We start from the raw sequence: 16,996 nt of genomic DNA, 5'->3' as shown, positions 1-16,996 counted from the left end.
GACTGAAAACTCTTACGCGTGAGATTTTAAGTGAACACCTGTTTACTGTTCGGTATCCATCCATGTCCCTGCTTCCCTTCGCTGGCCTGCGTCTTGTCTCACCGCTGCTGTCGCCGCTGCGTGCCCTGGTGCGCGGCCAGTGGCTGCGCGAGTCGGACGTCGACGCGTTGCTGCGCGCCTGCAACCGCGGCTGGTCGTTGCAGCGGGTGTTCGCGCGGGTCGAGGCGCGGCAGTGGGTGGCCGATGACATGCTCGAACTGCGCCTGCGCCCCAATGCGCACTGGCGCGGTGCACGCCCGGGCCAGCACCTGCAGTTGTTCGTCGAGCGCGACGGCGTGCGACACAGCCGCAGCTACAGCCTGACGCGCATCGCCGCAGATGGCTGCCTGGAGTTCGCCGTGAAGCTGCAGCCGGGCGGCCGGGTATCTTCCTTCCTGCTGCAGCAGTTGTGCGTTGGCGATGTGCTGGAGCTGGGGCAGCCGGGCGGCGACCTGAACTGGCCGGTCGACGGGCAGGGCGTACTGCTGCTGGCGGCGGGGAGCGGGCTGACGCCGTTGCTCGGCCTGCTGCGCGAGGCACTGGCACGTGGCTACAACGGGCCAGTGACGCTTTTGCATTACGTGCGTGAGCGCGGCCAGAAGGCTTTCGTCGCCGGACTGGAAGCGCTGGCGCGACAGTATCCGAACCTTGAGCTGCGCTGGGCGCTGAGCCGCGATGCTGCGCTGGAAGGCGAGCTGGCCGGCCGCTTCCAGCGCGATCACGTTGCCGATCTGGATGGCCGCCATGTGCTGGTGTGCGGTCCCGGCGGGTTCGTCGAAAGCGTACGCCAGGCACTGGGCGCGATCAGCCCCAGCCTGCAGGTGGAAAGCTTCAGCCCTCCGGCCTGGAGCGCAAGCGAGGCGGCGAAGGCTGTGAGCCTGCATTTTGCCCGCAGTGCGCTGCAGGTGACCGGCGACAGCCATCGCAACCTGCTGGAGCAGGCCGAGGCCAGCGGCCTGCGCCCGGTGCATGGCTGCCGCCAGGGCGTCTGTACCCGTTGCACCTGCACCCTGGTCAGCGGTTGCGTGCGTGACCTGCGCAGCGGCGAGCTGTTCAGCGAACCGGGCCAGCCCATCCGTATCTGCGTCAGCGCGCCCCAGGGCGACCTGACGGTCGATCTCTGAGTCAGGACAGCCAACGATGCGCGAAGACCGCAACCTCACTGCCGCCGAGCTGGCGGCCTTCGGTGCCGAACTGGACGCCCTGCGCCAGCGCACCCTGCACGACCTGGGCGAGAAAGACGCCCGCTACATCCGGCGCATCCGCGCGGCAGTGCGCCTGTGCTGCTGGAGCGGCCGCGTGCTGCTGATGGCCGGCTGGTTCCCGCCGACCTGGCTGCTGGGCACCCTGCTGCTCGGGCTGGGCAAGATCCTGGAGAACATGGAGCTGGGCCATAACGTCATGCATGGCCAGTACGACTGGATGAACGATCCGGAACTCTCCGGCCAGCACTACGAGTGGGACATCGTCGGCCCCGCGGATTTCTGGCGGCATACGCACAACCATGTGCACCACACCTACACCAATGTGCTGGGCATGGACGACGACGTCGGTTACGGCGTGGTACGGCTGTTCCCGGAGCAGAGGTGGAAACCCTTCTACCGCTGGCAGCCGCTGTGGGTGACTCTCCAGGCGCTGCTGTTCCAGTACGCCGTGGCGGTTCAGCACCTGCGCCTGGACAAGTACGTGAAGGGGCGGATGAGCAAGGAAGAACTGCGCCCGCTGCTGCGCCAGTTCAATGCCAAGGTCGGGCGCCAGTGGGTAAAGGACTACGTCGTGTTCCCGCTGCTCGGCCTGTTCACCGGCGCCTTCGGCGCGGTGCTGCTGGGCAACGTCGTCGCCAACCTGATGCGCAACCTGTGGACCTTCACCGTGATCTTCTGCGGCCACTTCACCGAGAAGGCCGCGGTGTTCCCCCCCGAGGTACTGCAGGACGAGACGCGCGGCCACTGGTATCTGCGCCAGCTGCGCGGGTCGAGCAACCTGGAAGGCGGGCCGATCTTCCACATCATGACCGGCAACCTCAGCCACCAGATCGAGCACCACCTCTATCCGGACCTGCCCGCGCGGCGTTATGCGGCACTATCGCGGGAGGTCCGCGAAATCGCTGCGCGCTACGGCCAGACCTACAACAGCGGCCGCTTGTCGGCGCAGTTCGCCACGGTGCTCAAGCGCATCTGGATTCATCGCCGGCCCACGGTGCCGGCCGGAGCCTGATCCGGATCAGGCGCGGCGGGAAAGCGGCGAGGCGACTTCTTCGCGCAGGGCGCGCAACTCGGCGGCGTCCTGATTGAGATGATGGATGGCCTTGAGCAGTTTCTGCCGGAGCAGGTCGTCCTGGACCTGTTCGACCGCCCGCATGACCTCAAGGGCCGTGGCCTCGTTGTTGCTGGCGACGGCGTCAAGGGTCTTTCGCAGGCTGCGCGTTGTGTGGTGCACGGTGAGTTCTCCTGAAAACTGCGTGCACCCTACGACCTGATTATTTCCAATAAATTTCAACAAGTTGCTTTCTGATCGGCGGTCACGATGTCGCAGTGGTGGCGCATCGATTCAGGAAAGCATGCACAGCGCCAGCAGCGGCGCCAGGTTGAACAGCAGGACGCCGATCTTGTAGGCCGCCATGCCGCCGTAATGAATGGCGTCGAATTTATCCACCGGCAGGTCGAACCAGCGTGTGTGCAGGCGGTAGACAACGTCGTGGGCGAGGCTGAAGGCGAAGAACCAGGCCAGCAGGATGGCGTAGTTGATCAGGGTGCAGTAGAGCAGGAAGGGCTTGAGATCCTGGAGCAGCATGGCGATTCTCCGGGTACATACTGTTTAGGATCGATCCTACGACGGTATGGTTTCATGCAACTGAAGGCGCGAGGTCTGATAGCCGACGTGGTGTTGGATCACCATAATGCGCGGCTTCGTAAAACCTGTGATCTTTGTTGCGCCAGCACTGTCCGATATCGGGACGGTTTTTTCGTCGCCGCACCCTTTCATCCCATTTGCCTGCCGGACTCGCCATGTTCAGCCCGCTCGTCACCTTTCCTGCGCTCTACACTGCCACGCTGTTGATGCTTGCCGGCTCCGGCCTGTTCACCACCTACATGGGCCTGCGCCTGACCCAGGAGGGCGTCAGCGACCTGTGGGTCGGTGGCCTGATGGCGGCTTACTATTTCGGCCTGGTCTGCGGCGGCAAGTTCGGCCACAAGCTGATCGCCGGCTTCGGCCACATTCGTTCGTACGTGGCCTGTGCGGGCATGGCGACGGTGATCGTGCTGATCCACGCGCTGGTCTCGCAGCTGGAGGTGTGGATTGTCCTGCGCTTCGTGATGGGCGCGGTGATGATGAACCAGTACATGGTGATCGAGAGCTGGCTCAACGAGCAGGCCGAGGGACACCAGCGCGGCAAGGTGTTCGCTGGCTACATGGTGGCGGTGGATGCTGGCCTCGTTGTCGGCCAGGGCTTGCTGGCGCTGAGCCCGGTGCTGGATTACAAGCCGCTGCTGCTGGTCGCCATCTGCTTCTCCTCGTGCCTGATCCCGCTGGCTCTGACCCGCCGCGTCCACCCGGCCAAGCTGGTAGCGGCGCCGCTGGAGATCGGTTTCTTCTGGAAGCGCGTGCCGCAATCGCTAGGCACTATCTTCGTCGCCGGCCTGATGGTCGGCGCCTTCTACGGCCTGGCGCCGGTGTATGCGGCGCGCAACGGTCTGGACACCTCGCAGGCGAGCCTGTTCGTCGGCATGTGCATCGTCGCCGGCTTCTGCGCGCAGTGGCCTTTGGGCTGGTTGTCCGACCGGATGAACCGCAGTTGGCTGATCCGCGCCAATGCCTTGCTGCTGTGCCTGGCTGCGGTGCCGATGTGGGGGTTGATCGAGCTGCCGTACACGCTGTTGCTGGCCAACGGTTTTGTCACCGGCATGCTGCTGTTCACGCTTTATCCGCTGGCAGTGGCCTTGGGCAACGACCACGTCGAGCAGTCGCGCCGCGTGGCTCTCTCGGCGATGCTGCTGACCACCTACGGCGTTGGCGCCTGTATCGGCCCGCTGTTCGCCGGCGCGATGATGCGCCACTTCGGCCCGGGCATGTTCTACATGCTGGTGTCAGCTTATGCGCTGATCCTGATCTTCTGGGTGCAGCCCAAGCGTGTCACCGGCGTGCACCGTGTCGACGAGGCGCCGTTGCATCACGTGGCCATGCCCGACACCGTCAGCCCGATGGCTGCAGCGCTGGACCCGCGTGTCGAGGAAGTGCCGGAAGAGCTGGTGGTGGAAGCACCGGCCAGCATCGGCCGCTCCGATGGCGAGCCGGACGGCGCCGATTCGAAAAGCTGATAGGCCGCCGGATCGAGACCCTGGAAATGAGAAAGCCCGGCAGATGCCGGGCTTTTCTTTCGCCTGTTCGGCGTATTTCGCATCAATCAGGAAACACGCTTCAGGTGGGCATCGAACACGGTGTCACCACCCGACTCGGCGACCATGTTGCTGTGCAGCTTGTCGATGGTGTGCTCGGAGCCGTTCTCGGCAACGCGGGCGTCGTCCATCTGCTTGTGCAGGCGGTCGATGGTGCGCTCGGAACCGTTGTCGGCAACGCGGGCATCGTCCATTTGCTTGTGCAGGCGGTCGATGGTGCGCTCGGAGCCGTTGTCGGCGACGCGGGCTTCATCCATCTGCTTGTGCAGGCGATCGATGGTGCGCTCGGAGCCATTATCGGCAACACGGGCTTGGGCGCTCTGCTGCTGGAATTGGTGCGTGCTGCGCGGGCCGTTGTTGAGGATGGCCGGGGCGGCGAAGACGGCGCTGGCGGTCATCAGGGAGGTGAGTGCAAGGCTGAGGGCGATCTTGGTTTTCATGTTGGGTGGCTCCGAAAGGGGGCGGTTTGTTTTGGCTACAGGGTTATTTTCCCTTCGGATAAATCGATTTAAAAACGATGCCGGGTGATACAGAGCATCAGTGATGTCGATTATTTAGCCGGCTAATTTCAACTATCGCCGCCAATGATGGAACGACAAAAACCGCTCTAGGGCGGTGTTTTAAGGCGTTTCACAGGAGGTTTCAGGCAAGACGCCGTTACAAATCACGGGTGGCCTGGTATCGATGGCGTGCCTTTGCGGCCCTGGAGCGATAAGAAAGCCCGGCGGGGCCGGGCTTTTCTCTCACCTTGCGGTGTACTGCCTGGAGACTTATGCCTTCAGGTGGGCATTGAAGACGGTGTCGCCACCCGACTCGGCAACCATGTTGCTGTGCAGCTGGTCGACGGTGTGCTCGGAGCCGTTTTCGGCCACGTTCATCTCGCTGTGCAGGCGGTCGATGGTTTTGCTCGAACCGTTTTCAGCGACACCCAGTTGCTTGTGCAGGCGGTCGACGGTCTGGCTGGAGCCGTTCTCGGCGACGTTCATCTGCTGGTGCAGGCGGTCAACCGACTTGCTCGAACCATTTTCGGCAACGCTCATCTCGCTGTGCAGACGGTCGATGGTTTTGCTCGAGCCGTTTTCAGCGACGCCCAGTTGCTTGTGCAGACGGTCGACGGTCTGGCTGGAGCCGTTCTCGGCGACGTTCATCTGCTGGTGCAGGCGGTCAACCGACTTGCTCGAGCCGTTTTCGGCAACGCTCATCTCGCTGTGCAGGCGGTCGATGGTTTTGCTCGAACCGTTTTCAGCGACGCCCAGTTGCTTGTGCAGACGGTCGACGGTCTGGCTGGAGCCGTTCTCGGCGACGTTCATTTTCTGGATCAGGCGATCGACCGACTGGCTCGAGCCGTTTTCGGCGATACGGGCCTTGGCGGCGTCCAGTTGTTTCTGTTGTTGATCCAGGGTGCGCTCTGCGCCGTCCTGGACCAGAACCTGAGTCTGGCTGGCGTTGATGACCGGGGATTCCTGCTGGGAGCCGGCGAAAGCGGCATTGGCAGCAAGTACGGAGAGGGCAAAGCCAAGTACGAGGGTGCGTTTCATGATGCGGCTCCAGAAAGAGTGGGGGAGTTCGTTGGACACGGACTCAGTATCTGTTCTGGATTATCGATTGGAAAACGATGCTGGAAGATAGTCGCTATCGATGCCGATGATTGTTGGATAAATTGTTTAAAATCATATAGTTGATTTTGAAAATTGACTTCTATCAATGCCTTCGATTGGCGGTATCGGTGGGATTGTTAGCATCTGATTAATCGATATATTTGGGGCGAAATCTGCGGGCAAGGCTCTGGAACGGGGCTTTACGCTCAGCGGGAGAGGCGCGCCCACGATGCCCGGCCGGAGCCGGGTATCGATGACAGCGGTGGGGGATTGGCTATTTCAGGTCCTGGAGCAGGTCCGCCATGTCGTCGGCGTGTTCTTCTTCCTGGGCGAGGATCTCCTCGAACAGGCGGCGCGTGGTCGGGTCGTCATCGCCCAGGTAGACCACGATCTCGCGGTAGCTGTCGACGGCGATGCGCTCGGCGACCAGGTTCTCGGTGATCATCTCGCGCAGATTCTTGCCGGCCACATACTCGGCGTGGGAGCGCTCGGTCAGGCCGGCCGGGTTGAAGTCCGGTTCGCCGCCCAGTTGCATGATGCGCTCTGCCAGCAGGTCGGCATGTTGCAGTTCCTGGGTGGCATGCTCGAGGAATTCCGCCGCGGCGACGCTCGCCTTCAGGCCCGTGGCCATGAAGTAGTGGCGTTTGTAGCGCAGGTAGCAGACCAGCTCGGTGGCCAGCGACTCGTTGAGCAGACGCAGCACGGTCTTGCGATCGGCATGGTAGCCCTCGGTCACCGCGCCGTCCTCGATGTTCTGGCGCGCCCGCTGGCGCAGGGTCTGGACGTCGGTCAGTTGTGCCTGGTTCATCAGTCATCTCCTTGTGGCAAACCGGCGCTGCGGTGGCGCACGGCTCAAATCGGGTCACTAGGGTGTGAGTCGCCGGTGACGGCGAAAGTTTAAGTTTTCTCGCCATGGCGTCTGCATCGGACCTTCTGCGTACAAATCGGTGGATACAACGCACCGCTATGCTGGTCCAAGTGAACAGGCCAAGGGAGAATGCCGGCCCGGCATGCTCAGGCGGCCGATGATTACCGGCAGCGGCGTGGGGACGTCGCTGCTTCCACCGACGCGGCCAGCAGGGAGTTCAGGTATGACGCGCGGGAAACGAATCTGCCTTTGGAGCTTCACCGGTTTCATTGCGGTGATCGCCGCGCTGGTGGTGTTCATCGCCACGTTCGACTGGAACCGCGTGAAGCCGACCATTAACGAGAAGGTCTCGGCCGAGCTGGGGCGCCCCTTCGCCATCAATGGCGACCTGCAGGTGTTCTGGCGCACGGAACCTGCGGAGGGCGGCTGGCGCGCCTACGTGCCGTGGCCGCACTTCAGCGCGCAGGACATTACCCTGGGCAATCCGGACTGGGCGGCGGGCAAGACGCGCGCGCCGAACTTCGCGAGCCTCGAAAAGGTCGAGTTCCGCCTCGCCCCGCTGCCGCTGTTGTGGCAGACGGTGCGCATTCCGCAGATCGTCCTCACCCGCCCCAGCGCCGACCTGCTGCGCCTGGCCGACGGCCGTGCCACCTGGACCTTCGAGCTGCCGAAGAAGGAAGAAGACCCCAACGCCATGCCCGAGCAATCCTCGTGGAAGCTGGACATCGGCGAGATCGGCTTCGACAAGGGCAGCGTCACCCTCGATGACCAGAGCCTGAAGACCCGCCTTGAGCTGCTGGTGGATCCGCTCGGCAAGCCGGTGCCCTTCGGCCAGTTGGCGGGCAAGGCGCTGGCCGGCGGCGACAAGGCGGCCACCCAGGACTACGTGTTCGGCTGGAAGCTCAAGGGCCAGTACAAGGGCCTGCCGCTCGCGGGCGCGGGCAAGGTCGGTGGCGTGCTGGCGTTGCAGGATGCGGCCAAGCCGTTCCCGGTGCAGGCCGACGTATCCGCCGGGAGCACCCGCGCGAGCATCGTCGGCACCCTGACCGATCCGCTGAACCTTGGCGCGCTGGATTTGCGCCTGCAACTGGCCGGCACCAGCATGGCCAACCTCTTCCCGCTCACCGGCGTGACCCTGCCCGATACGCCGGCCTACGAGACCGACGGCCGCCTGAAGGCCGAGCTGCACGACTCGGGCGGCGCGCAGTTCCACTACGAGAACTTCAACGGCAAGGTCGGCGACAGTGACCTGCATGGCGACCTCGTGTTCGTCAATCGCCAGCCGCGGCCCAAGCTGTCCGGCAAGCTGCGCTCGGACCAGTTGCGCATGGCCGACCTAGGCCCGCTGATCGGCGCCGACTCGAACCAGGAGAAGCAGGCGCGTGGACAGAGCACCCGCCAGCCGGCCGACAAGGTATTGCCAGTGGAAGAGTTCCGCACCGACCGCTGGCGCGCCATGGACGCTGATGTGGAGTTCACCGGCAAGCGCATCGTGCACAGCGACAAGCTGCCGATCAGCGACCTCTATACCCACCTGGTGCTCAACGATGGCCTGCTGACCCTGGAGCCGCTGCGCTTCGGCGTGGCCGGCGGTACGCTGGATTCGCACATCCGCCTGGACGGCGGCAAGACGCCGCTGCAGAGCAAGGTCCAGTTGCAGGCGCGCAGCTTCAAGCTCAAGGAGTTGTTCCCCAGCTTCGCGCCGATGCAGTCGAGCTTCGGCGAGCTCAACGGCGACGCGACCATTGCCGGCACCGGCAATTCGGTGGCGACCATCCTGGCCGGCGCCAATGGCGAGATGAAGCTGCTGATCAATGACGGCCGCATCAGCCGCAGCCTGATGGAGATCGCCGGGCTCAACGTGGGCAACTACGTGGTGAACAAGCTGTTCGGCGATGATGAGGTGAAGATCAACTGCGCCGCCGCCGACGTGGGCATTACCAATGGTTTGGCCAAGCCGCGGGTATTCGCCTTCGATACCGAGAACGCCATCATCACGGTGAATGGCACGGCCAACTTCGCCACCGAACAACTCGACCTGGACATCACCCCGCGGAGCAAGGGCGTGCGCATTTTCTCCCTGCGTTCGCCGCTTTATGTGCAGGGCACCTTCAAGAATCCGAAAGCCGGCGTGCATGTGCTGCCGCTGGCGGCGCGTGGCGCAGGGATGGTCGCTCTCGGCGTGGCGGTGGCTCCGGCGGCGGCGCTGCTGGCGCTGATCGCTCCGAGCAAGCAGGACGACAACCAGTGTGCGGCGCTGCTGCAGCAGATGAAGCAGCCGGCGAAGGCACCGACCACGCGCAAGTGATTAGGAGGCGCCTGTAGGAGCGAGGGGGACGCCTAGTCCTTGCTCGCGAACCGCCTCGCAGCGGGGTTTGTTCGCGAGCAAGCTCGCTCCTACAAGAAGCAAAATGCGAGTGCGGTGCGTCTCAGTAGATCGGCACGTACAGGTCGGTTTCCGAGGCCGGATCTTCCGGCCCCAGGAAGCGCTCGGTGTAGCGCTCCAGGTCCACGCCCTTCTTCGGCTCCAGGCCGTGGCGGGCCAGCAGGCTGGAATAGATGGCCTGGAAGCTGTCGGCGATGGCGGTGACCGGGCCGATGTGGGTGAACACCGCGTACTTCTGCGCAGGAACCTCGTAGCGGGTCATGCCCGCGGGCACGTTCGCGCCGGGCTCCACCGGCAGCCCGGCGATGTAGTGGAACTCGCCGCCCGGCAGCTGCGTGCAGATGCCATAGGCGGCCTTGTCCTGCGCGCTGGCGCTGACTTCCTTTTCACGTGGCAGGAAGCGCTGCCACAACTGGCCGATGCTGTCGCCCGGCGCGCTGCCACGGAAATCCATGCCCACCACGTCGAAGGCGGGCAGTTCGATGATGCGGTATTTCATGGTCGGCTCCTCAGGTGGCTGCTGGGATGATAGACGGCCACCGCATGGCGGGAATATTCCCGCCTGCAGGACTGTGGCGATGTGCCGAACGAAAAAGCCCCCGCCGGCAGGCGAGGGCATGTCGTCACGCTCGGGCGGGCGTTACGGCTGGGCGTCGCGCTCGTGTCGGTCGAGCTCGGAGCAGGTCATGAAGCCCGACCCATCGACTCGGCCACTGCCGTCAAAGCTCACGTAGAAGGGCTGTTGCTGCCCGTCCTTGCTGAGGATGTAGCTGTTGCAGCTGCCCGGTTTCATCAGGCGCTTCTGCGTCGACGACGGCGTGCCGCCGATCTTCAGGACTTCTTCCTGGCTCATCCCCTTTTCGACATTGCGCACCAGCGGCTGGTCGCGGAAGGTGATGTAGTTGACCGGGTTCTGCACCTTGGTGGAAGCACAGCCCGCCACCGAAGCCAGTACCAAGAGCGCCAGCAGTGATCGCTTGTACATGGTGTTCTCCTTGGTTGAGCAACTCACTCGCACAACTTGGAGCCTAGGCCAGGATCAGGCGTTCAAGAAATCTGCAGGGCAGGCTTTTATTCGGCTTCTTTCAGGGCTTTGTCCAGGCGCTGCTGGTTCTGTACGTTGGCGGCATCGATCTGCTGCTTGAGCTGCTCGATCTGCTGCTGGGCCTGTTGCGCCTGCTGGGCTTGCAGCTTGGCGGTGGCGGCCGTGGTCGCGGCGGTTTCGCCGAGGCCGCAGGCCGAAAGGGCGGCGCAAAGCATCAGGAGGCTGCTCAGGTGGAAGAGGCGCATGGCGGGCTCCGGCGCGGGGGAGGAATGACCGCCACACTAGCGCATGGCGGCCCCGGCGTCAGTGCGCGACCGCTCAGCCGTAGCGCTTCATCGCTTCGATGGCCAGGCCGTTGCCGATCCCGCCGAAGCGGTCGCCGTCGACGTGTCGGGCGTTGGGCAACATGGCCGCCACGCTCTGGCGCAGCGCCGGTACGCCGGAGGAGCCGCCGGTGAAGAACACCGTGTCCACGCGTGCCGGGTCCACGTCGGCCGAATTGAGCAGGTTGGTGATGCTGCCGCGCACGCGCTCCAGCAGCGGGGCGATGGCGCCTTCGAACAGGTCACGGCTCAGCTCGGCGACCAGCCCCGGTTCGATGCGCATCAGGTCGATGTCGCGGCGCTCGGTGTCGGACAGCTCGATCTTGCTGGCTTCCACCTGCATCGCCAGCCAGTGGCCGGCGCGTTGCTCGATGAGCTTGAACAGGCGGTCGATGCCGGTGGCGTCGACGATGTCGTAGCGCATGTTCTGCAGCGCCAACTGGGACTTCTGCGCGTACACCGCGTTGATGGTGTGCCAGGTGGCCAGGTTGAGGTGGTAGCTGGTCGGCATGAAGGCGTCGCTCTTCATCTTGCTGCCGTAGCCGAACAGCGGCATCACGCCCTGGATGCTCAGCTGCTTGTCGAAGTCGGTGCCGCCGATGTGCACGCCGCCGGTAGCGAGGATATCGCCCTGGCGGTCGGCCACTTCGCGGCGCTCGGGCGACAGGCGCACCAGCGAGAAGTCCGAGGTACCGCCGCCGATGTCGACGATCAGCACCAGCTCCTCACGCTCGATGCTGCGCTCGTAGTCGAAGGCCGCGGCGAGGGGTTCGTACTGGAAGGAGACATCCTTGAAGCCGAGTTTCTGTGCCACGGCAACCAGGGTGTCCTGGGCTTCCTGGTCGGCCTTGGGATCGTCGTCGACGAAGAACACCGGGCGACCCAGCACGACGGACTCGAACTCGCGCCCGGCAACCGCTTCGGCGCGCTTCTTCAGCTCGCCGATGAACAGCCCCAGCAGGTCCTTGAACGGCATGGCGCTGCCCAGCACGGTGGTCTCGCTTTTCAGCAGCGAGGAACCCAACAGGCTTTTCAGTGAGCGCATCAGGCGGCCTTCGTAGCCTTCCAGGTATTCGTGCAGGGCCAGGCGGCCGTACACCGGGCGGCGTTCCTCGACGTTGAAGAAGATCACCGAGGGCAGGGTGATCTTGTCGTCTTCCAGGGCGATCAGCGGTTCGGTGTCCGGGCGCCACCAGCCGACGGTGGAGTTGGAGGTGCCGAAGTCGATGCCCAGGGCGCGGGCCGCAGTAGTCGGGAACATGGTGCGCGAGTGTCCGGAGAAAAAACGGCCGCGCAGTTTACGCGAGCGCGGAGGGAAAACCAGGGTATCCGTCGGAAGGCTATGGTGGCAAAGAGGGCTTGGGGAGTAGCTTGTAGTTTTGCTACATTGTGTTCCTGTAGTTTTCCTACAAGAGTTTTCGACTATCTGATTTCCGTTCTCCCACCCCGTATTAGCAGTTGGATCCCACCATGCACAGAGCCTCCTTCCACGAATTGCGCAAGGATTTCCGCGCCTTACTGAATTCTTCAGCCTGCTATCACACCGCTTCGGTGTTCGATCCCATGTCGGCGCGCATCGCCGGCGACCTGGGGTTCGAGGTGGGCATCCTGGGCGGTTCTGTAGCTTCACTACAAGTCCTGGCGGCGCCTGACTTCGCGCTGATCACCCTCAGCGAATTCACCGAGCAGGCCACCCGTATCGGTCGCGTTGCCCGTCTGCCGGTGATCGCCGATGCCGACCACGGCTACGGCAACGCGCTGAACACCATGCGCACCATCGTCGAACTGGAACGTGCCGGCGTGGCCGCGCTGACCATCGAGGACACGCTGCTGCCGGCGCAGTTCGGCCGCAAGTCCACCGACCTGATCCCGGTCGAGGAAGGCGTCGGCAAGATCCGCGCCGCGCTGGAAGCGCGTATCGACCCGGAAATGGCGATCATCGCCCGCACCAACGCCGAGGTGCTGGAAGTGGACGATGTGATCCGCCGTACCTTGGCCTACCAGGCCGCTGGCGCCGATGGCATCTGCATGGTCGGTATCCGCGACTTCGACCACCTGGAAGCCATCTCCCGCCACCTGTCCGTACCGCTGATGCTGGTGTCCTACGGCAACCCCGAGCTGCGTGACGACGCGCGACTGGCCGAGCTGGGCGTGCGCATCGTGGTCGACGGCCACGCTGCCTACTTCGCCGCGATCAAGGCCACTTACGACTGCCTGCGCGAGCAGCGTGGCGTGCATGCCTCCGACCTGACCGCTTCGGAACTGGCGAAGAAGTACACGCTGCCTGAGGAGTACCAGATCTGGGCACGCGAATACATGGAAGTCAAAGAGTAGGACAGCCCGTTCTGTCCTGTGCCGCTCAGCTACGCGGCAGATGCGCCAGCAGGTATTCGACCTGGGCGTTGAAGGGATAGAGCAGAGTGCCTTCGGGTTTCTCCGCCTTGCGCAGATAGCTCCAGCGCGAGAGCAGGGAGTCCCGGCTGGCACCGGCGGGTAGTGCCGCCAGACGTTCGCCGATCCGTTCCTGCAACTCCCCGATGCGCTTGGCATCGTCCCCGGTTTCCTTTCCCAGCAAGCGTTCGTTGGCTCGCCGCGCCTCCAGCAGCGCCAACTCGCGCAATTCATTTTCCAGCCCCGGTGTCAGCGTCTCCCGCGCCAGTATGAAACTGTCGAACAGGCCGGCGACTTCCCGTGTCTGCGCCACGGCGTGCTGCAGGTCTACGTCTTTCTGCACGTAAGCCGCGCGCACCTGCTCCAGTGTCTGCCGATAGAGCTGCCAGAGGTCCTGCAGGCTCGCTGCGTTCTTCTGCTGCGCGAGCTGCTGCTCGAAACTTGTGCCGAGATTGTCTAGGCGGGTCAGGAAGCGCTCGTCGCCCGTGGCGCTGTACAGCAGCAGGTAGCGCTCCATGTCGCGCAGGCTGGCATCGGTGGTATCGGCATTGGCGGCGCGGGGCAGCAGGCCGGTGAGCAACAGGCTGGCGATCAGGGCGGAGGCGTAGCGCATGGCGGATTCCCAGGCAGACGGAAGGACCGGCCATTTTCGGCAGCCGCCGGGGCGCGGAACATCAGACGCTTCTGGATTTCCACGCACGACGCACTCGTCGCTTCGTGCGCCAACGCCCTTGCAATCACCGGCTGCGCCCTGCATATCTGCAGGACATGCGAACAATCCACGGGAGGTCGCCATGGCCAGCGGCTGGGCAAACGACGGAGCGGTTCAGGAGCAGATCGACAGCACCATCGAGGATGCCATTGCACGGGCGCGCAGCCAGTTGCCCAAAGGCGAGAGCCTGACCCATTGCGAGGAGTGCGATGCGCTGATTCCCGAAGCGCGGCGCAAGGCCATTCCCGGCGTGCGCCTGTGCGTCAACTGCCAGGCCGAGCATGACAAGGAGCAGTCCGCCCACAGCGGCTACAACCGTCGCGGCAGCAAGGACAGTCAGCTGCGCTGAGCTTTTTTCGTCCACTGAGAACGGCGCCCCGAGGCGCCGTTCTGCATTGTAGGAGCGAGCTTTCCGGTATCAGGGTGTTGGCATGAGCGGCACCAGCACGCTGAAGGTGATGATGCCGTCAGCCTGTTCCACTTCGATGCGGCCGCCATGGGCGCTGACGATGGCCTGGGAAATGTACAGGCCGATGCCCAGCCCGCTCTTGTTGCGGCCATGGCCGCCGGCGTCCTGCTTGAACGGCTCGAAGAGGTTGCCCAGACGCGCCTCGTCCAGCGCTTCGGCCTCGTTGAGGATGCTCAGCCGCGCCAGCTCGCCCTGGCGGCGCAGCTCCACCAGCACCGGGCGGCCGGGGCGGCCGTGGTGGCGGGCGTTGCTCAGCAGGTTGGCGACCACCTGCAGGTAGCGGTCCGGGTCGACCTGGGCCTGCACGTCATCCTCGATGGCGGTCTCGATGGACAGGCCCGGATAGGCCACGTCGGTTTCCTGGACGATATCGCGCACCAGCCGCGAGAGCTCGGCGGCTACCGGCTTGACCGTCATTCCCGCGCCGCTTTGCAGGCGGCTCATCTCGAGAATCTGGCTGATCAGGCGCTCCATGCGGCTGCTGGAGTAGGTGATGTGCTGGCGCAGTTCGGCATTGCGCACGTCGCTGGAGGAGAGCATCGCGGCCGCCATGGAGATGGATTGCAGCGGGTTGCGCAGGTCGTGGCCGAGCACGGCGATCAGGCGCTGGCGCATGCGGTCGATCTCGCCGGCGCGGTTCAGGCACAACTCCACCAATTCGGTGCGCAGCTTGTCGGCGATGCTCAGGTCGATGCCGGTCCAGGGCATCGAGCGCCCACGCACCACTTCCTCCCAGGCTTCGAACGAGCCGCGCGGCGTCAGGCGCGCGCCGGAAGGGCCGGTCTTGACGATCTTCTCCGGCTTGCCACCCCAGCGGATGCGGTGCACCTGCTCCAGGCGCAGCCAGACGATCCAGCCCGACTCCTGGCGATGGAAACGAATCGCCATGACGCCGCAGTAGCGCGGGTCATGCAGGCCCTCGGGCAGATCCAGGCGGCGGTCGCTGTGGAACAGGTCCAGCTCGTCGTCCTGTTGCAGCTGGGCGACGATGGAAACGGCCAGGTCCTCGAAGTCGCCGCCGATGCTGCTGGCGCGCCCGCCGAGCATCACCACCGCGCCATCGCAGGGCAGCAGGTCGGCGATGCTCGCATCGGGGCGGGCCAGGGCGCTGAGCAGGTCGTCGGAGTCGCGGGTGCGGCGCAGCAGTGCCTGCTGGCGCTCGGAAGCCTGGCGCAGGAGTTCGCTGGTGCGGCTCTGTTCCAGGCGCTCGACCATGGCGCTGCAGACCTGGGAGAACACCTGGAAGGACATGCGGATCGGGTAGGGCACCACCTTCGGGCTCATGTGGTGGCAGGAGAACAGCCCCCACAGGCGCCCGCCGACCACGATGGAAATGCTCATCGACGCGCGCACGCCCATGTTCGCCAGGTACTCGCAGTGGATCGGCGAGACGCTGCGCAGGGTGCTGAAACTCAGGTCGAACGGCTTGCCGCTGCCGGGGTTCAGCGTGGGGTGCACGGCCACTGGCTGGTAGGCGGCATCGCCGATCAGCCGCACTGGATTCTGCAGGTACAGGCGGCGCGCCTGGGCGGGAATGTCCGATGCCGGGTAGCGCTGGCCGAGGTAGGTCTCCAGGTCCTCGCGGCGGGATTCGGCGACGACTTCGCCGGAGTCGTCTTCATTGAAGCGGTAGGCCATGACGCGGTCGTAACCGGTCATCCGCCGCACTTCCTCGGTGACGCTGATCAGCAGGCTCTCGACGTCGTTGCGCAGCTGCAACTGGCTGACCAGGCGCTGGGCGTTGAGGGCAAAGGTGGTGAAGGAGGCGGTGCCGGCCGCGCGCCGCTCGAACTCCAGGTAACGCACGCCGTCATGGCTGTGGCCGATCACGTCGAAGAAGCGCCGGTTGATCCGCGCTTCCACGCTGTTGACCCAGGGACCTTGCTCGGCCAGCCCTTCCGCGAGCATCGCCAGCACACCGTGCCCGACGCAGGCCTCGGCCAGCGGCTCGCCCAGCGGCGGGGCGATGCCCAGCAGGGTGCCGAGGTTGTCGCTGAAGCCGAGTACGCGACCCTGCTCGTCGAGTGCGATCAGCGCGCCGTGGGGCTGGATCGCGCCGGGCACATGGATGGGCTCGTCCTCGCAGTTGGCGAGGGTGACAGGCTGATCGCTCATGCCTGGCACGTCCGGTCGGGTGTGGCGTCGATCACCCAGTCGCGGAACGACGTGAAGGCCTGCACGGCGGCCTGTTGCGCAAGGGCGATGTCTTCGGCGGTGCTGACGTGTTCGGCCAGCAGGCGCTGGAAGCTGCCCCAGCGCTCGCCCGTGTGCTCGCCGTAGCCTTGCAGCCAGCGCAGTGGCAGGGGATCGAGGGAGGTTTTGAGGCGCTTGTAGAGTACGCGCCCGCCGAGGGTCGCGCCTTCGGCGACGTAGGCGATGCCGAAGGCTTCGGCCAGGCCATTCGGCGTGGGTACGCAGGGGCAGTCGGCCACGGGCTCTTCGGCGTGAGCGCCGGCCCGCAGGTCGTCTTCCAGCCACCGGCTCTTGCCGCGGCGCAGGGCTGCATCGTCGGCGTCCGGCCAGAGCGGCCAGAGTGCCTGCTCCAGCGGGCGCATCCAGCCGAGCACGCGGGCGGCATGATCGAGATAGTCGGCGCGGGTCAGCGCGGCAGTCAGCGGCGAGCGGCTGTCGAGGTCGGCATGCAGGGCATGGGTGGCTGCGCGCAACGCGGCCAGAGCGGGCGAAATACCCGTGCGGTCGTTTGTCTGCGGAGTCATCGCCGTCATCGCTGGTCCACCTGATTCTTCGAGCAGCAGAGCATAGCAGCC

The 16,996-nt window shown here is 64.8% G+C and carries 18 protein-coding genes; 6 read left to right on the top strand and 12 right to left on the bottom strand.

The genetic code is table 11. From position 1 onward, the window contains the following. Window positions 1–62 precede the first annotated feature (62 nt). Window positions 63–1,163: a ferredoxin reductase gene (locus RS899_RS23275; protein ID WP_315808178.1), complete on the top strand. Its 1,101-nt coding sequence runs from the start codon at window positions 63–65 to the stop codon at window positions 1,161–1,163. Then, the gene (locus RS899_RS23270) at window positions 1,156–2,256 is read left to right on the top strand and encodes a fatty acid desaturase family protein (RefSeq protein WP_409978092.1); all 1,101 of its coding nucleotides are present in this window, start codon (window positions 1,156–1,158) and stop codon (window positions 2,254–2,256) included. Before RS899_RS23275 ends, RS899_RS23270 begins: the two co-directional genes overlap by 8 nt. Window positions 2,257–2,262: 6 nt before the next feature. On the opposite strand, the gene RS899_RS23265 is transcribed toward RS899_RS23270, so the two are convergent. Together RS899_RS23265 and RS899_RS23260 are read right to left on the bottom strand one after the other, a co-directional pair. Then, window positions 2,263–2,478 (bottom strand): hypothetical protein, encoded by a 216-nt coding sequence (locus RS899_RS23265; protein WP_054906403.1) that lies wholly within the window; start codon window positions 2,476–2,478, stop codon window positions 2,263–2,265. 111 nt (window positions 2,479–2,589) lie between these two features. Beyond that, on the bottom strand, window positions 2,590–2,832 hold the full coding sequence (locus tag RS899_RS23260) for a DUF6868 family protein (protein WP_315808176.1): 243 nt from the start codon (window positions 2,830–2,832) through the stop codon (window positions 2,590–2,592). 215 nt (window positions 2,833–3,047) lie between these two features. On the opposite strand from RS899_RS23260, the gene RS899_RS23255 reads away from it, so the two are divergent. Beyond that, on the top strand, window positions 3,048–4,358 hold the full coding sequence (locus RS899_RS23255) for an MFS transporter (protein WP_054906404.1): 1,311 nt from the start codon (window positions 3,048–3,050) through the stop codon (window positions 4,356–4,358). Window positions 4,359–4,444: 86 nt separating this feature from the next. Here the strand turns inward: RS899_RS23255 and RS899_RS23250 are convergent, their stop codons facing one another. The 3 genes from RS899_RS23250 to RS899_RS23240 form a co-directional block, all read right to left on the bottom strand. Further along, window positions 4,445–4,876 (bottom strand): phage infection protein, encoded by a 432-nt coding sequence (locus tag RS899_RS23250; protein WP_315808175.1) that lies wholly within the window; start codon window positions 4,874–4,876, stop codon window positions 4,445–4,447. A 330-nt stretch (window positions 4,877–5,206) separates the two neighbouring features. Next, window positions 5,207–5,974 (bottom strand): hypothetical protein, encoded by a 768-nt coding sequence (locus tag RS899_RS23245; RefSeq protein WP_233297319.1) that lies wholly within the window; start codon window positions 5,972–5,974, stop codon window positions 5,207–5,209. A gap of 334 nt (window positions 5,975–6,308) precedes the next feature. Beyond that, window positions 6,309–6,842, bottom strand: a complete 534-nt coding sequence (locus RS899_RS23240; RefSeq protein ID WP_024766344.1) for a ferritin-like domain-containing protein — start codon at window positions 6,840–6,842, stop codon at window positions 6,309–6,311. A 283-nt stretch (window positions 6,843–7,125) separates the two neighbouring features. On the opposite strand from RS899_RS23240, the gene RS899_RS23235 reads away from it, so the two are divergent. Further along, the gene (locus RS899_RS23235; RefSeq protein ID WP_315808174.1) at window positions 7,126–9,210 is read left to right on the top strand and encodes an AsmA family protein; all 2,085 of its coding nucleotides are present in this window, start codon (window positions 7,126–7,128) and stop codon (window positions 9,208–9,210) included. A 121-nt stretch (window positions 9,211–9,331) separates the two neighbouring features. Here the strand turns inward: RS899_RS23235 and RS899_RS23230 are convergent, their stop codons facing one another. The 4 genes from RS899_RS23230 to RS899_RS23215 form a co-directional block, all read right to left on the bottom strand. After that, the gene (locus tag RS899_RS23230; protein WP_315808173.1) at window positions 9,332–9,787 is read right to left on the bottom strand and encodes a GyrI-like domain-containing protein; all 456 of its coding nucleotides are present in this window, start codon (window positions 9,785–9,787) and stop codon (window positions 9,332–9,334) included. 141 nt (window positions 9,788–9,928) lie between these two features. Continuing rightward, a complete protein-coding gene (osmE, locus tag RS899_RS23225) occupies window positions 9,929–10,273 on the bottom strand; it encodes an osmotically-inducible lipoprotein OsmE (RefSeq protein ID WP_017518219.1) in 345 nt (114 codons plus the stop codon). An 86-nt stretch (window positions 10,274–10,359) separates the two neighbouring features. Then, a complete protein-coding gene (locus tag RS899_RS23220) occupies window positions 10,360–10,578 on the bottom strand; it encodes a hypothetical protein (protein WP_233297317.1) in 219 nt (72 codons plus the stop codon). 73 nt (window positions 10,579–10,651) lie between these two features. Continuing rightward, on the bottom strand, window positions 10,652–11,917 hold the full coding sequence (locus RS899_RS23215; protein ID WP_054906408.1) for an Hsp70 family protein: 1,266 nt from the start codon (window positions 11,915–11,917) through the stop codon (window positions 10,652–10,654). A gap of 209 nt (window positions 11,918–12,126) precedes the next feature. Between RS899_RS23215 and RS899_RS23210 the strand changes: the two genes are divergently transcribed. Further along, window positions 12,127–12,990, top strand: a complete 864-nt coding sequence (locus RS899_RS23210; RefSeq protein ID WP_054906409.1) for an isocitrate lyase/PEP mutase family protein — start codon at window positions 12,127–12,129, stop codon at window positions 12,988–12,990. 25 nt (window positions 12,991–13,015) lie between these two features. Here the strand turns inward: RS899_RS23210 and RS899_RS23205 are convergent, their stop codons facing one another. Next, window positions 13,016–13,660 (bottom strand): hypothetical protein, encoded by a 645-nt coding sequence (locus RS899_RS23205; protein WP_054906410.1) that lies wholly within the window; start codon window positions 13,658–13,660, stop codon window positions 13,016–13,018. A gap of 181 nt (window positions 13,661–13,841) precedes the next feature. Between RS899_RS23205 and RS899_RS23200 the strand changes: the two genes are divergently transcribed. After that, window positions 13,842–14,108: a DksA/TraR family C4-type zinc finger protein gene (locus RS899_RS23200; protein WP_054906411.1), complete on the top strand. Its 267-nt coding sequence runs from the start codon at window positions 13,842–13,844 to the stop codon at window positions 14,106–14,108. 69 nt (window positions 14,109–14,177) lie between these two features. Here RS899_RS23200 and RS899_RS23195 read toward each other — a convergent pair whose 3' ends face one another. Then, window positions 14,178–16,343, bottom strand: a complete 2,166-nt coding sequence (locus RS899_RS23195; RefSeq protein ID WP_233297315.1) for a GAF domain-containing protein — start codon at window positions 16,341–16,343, stop codon at window positions 14,178–14,180. Beyond that, complete coding sequence (locus tag RS899_RS23190; protein WP_315808172.1) at window positions 16,340–16,945, bottom strand: biliverdin-producing heme oxygenase; 606 nt, start codon at window positions 16,943–16,945, stop codon at window positions 16,340–16,342. Before RS899_RS23190 ends, RS899_RS23195 begins: the two co-directional genes overlap by 4 nt. Between the last annotated feature and the right edge of the window lie 51 nt (window positions 16,946–16,996).

It is taken from the genome of Pseudomonas sp. C9-3 (assembly GCF_032392015.1).
GTDB lineage: Bacteria > Pseudomonadota > Gammaproteobacteria > Pseudomonadales > Pseudomonadaceae > Pseudomonas > Pseudomonas nitroreducens.
This window is presented reverse-complemented; position numbering and strand designations above follow the sequence as displayed.

Coding starts and splice junctions, on each gene's coding strand:
- RS899_RS23235 (WP_315808174.1), top strand. CDS start 7,126: ATGACGCGCGGGAAACGAATCTGCCTTTGGAGCTTCACCGGTTTCATT.
- RS899_RS23245 (WP_233297319.1), bottom strand. CDS start 5,974: ATGAAACGCACCCTCGTACTTGGCTTTGCCCTCTCCGTACTTGCTGCC.
- RS899_RS23220 (WP_233297317.1), bottom strand. CDS start 10,578: ATGCGCCTCTTCCACCTGAGCAGCCTCCTGATGCTTTGCGCCGCCCTT.
- RS899_RS23215 (WP_054906408.1), bottom strand. CDS start 11,917: ATGTTCCCGACTACTGCGGCCCGCGCCCTGGGCATCGACTTCGGCACC.
- RS899_RS23210 (WP_054906409.1), top strand. CDS start 12,127: ATGCACAGAGCCTCCTTCCACGAATTGCGCAAGGATTTCCGCGCCTTA.
- RS899_RS23250 (WP_315808175.1), bottom strand. CDS start 4,876: ATGAAAACCAAGATCGCCCTCAGCCTTGCACTCACCTCCCTGATGACC.
- RS899_RS23200 (WP_054906411.1), top strand. CDS start 13,842: ATGGCCAGCGGCTGGGCAAACGACGGAGCGGTTCAGGAGCAGATCGAC.
- RS899_RS23275 (WP_315808178.1), top strand. CDS start 63: ATGTCCCTGCTTCCCTTCGCTGGCCTGCGTCTTGTCTCACCGCTGCTG.
- osmE (WP_017518219.1), bottom strand. CDS start 10,273: ATGTACAAGCGATCACTGCTGGCGCTCTTGGTACTGGCTTCGGTGGCG.
- RS899_RS23240 (WP_024766344.1), bottom strand. CDS start 6,842: ATGAACCAGGCACAACTGACCGACGTCCAGACCCTGCGCCAGCGGGCG.
- RS899_RS23230 (WP_315808173.1), bottom strand. CDS start 9,787: ATGAAATACCGCATCATCGAACTGCCCGCCTTCGACGTGGTGGGCATG.
- RS899_RS23190 (WP_315808172.1), bottom strand. CDS start 16,945: ATGACTCCGCAGACAAACGACCGCACGGGTATTTCGCCCGCTCTGGCC.
- RS899_RS23255 (WP_054906404.1), top strand. CDS start 3,048: ATGTTCAGCCCGCTCGTCACCTTTCCTGCGCTCTACACTGCCACGCTG.
- RS899_RS23205 (WP_054906410.1), bottom strand. CDS start 13,660: ATGCGCTACGCCTCCGCCCTGATCGCCAGCCTGTTGCTCACCGGCCTG.
- RS899_RS23260 (WP_315808176.1), bottom strand. CDS start 2,832: ATGCTGCTCCAGGATCTCAAGCCCTTCCTGCTCTACTGCACCCTGATC.
- RS899_RS23195 (WP_233297315.1), bottom strand. CDS start 16,343: ATGAGCGATCAGCCTGTCACCCTCGCCAACTGCGAGGACGAGCCCATC.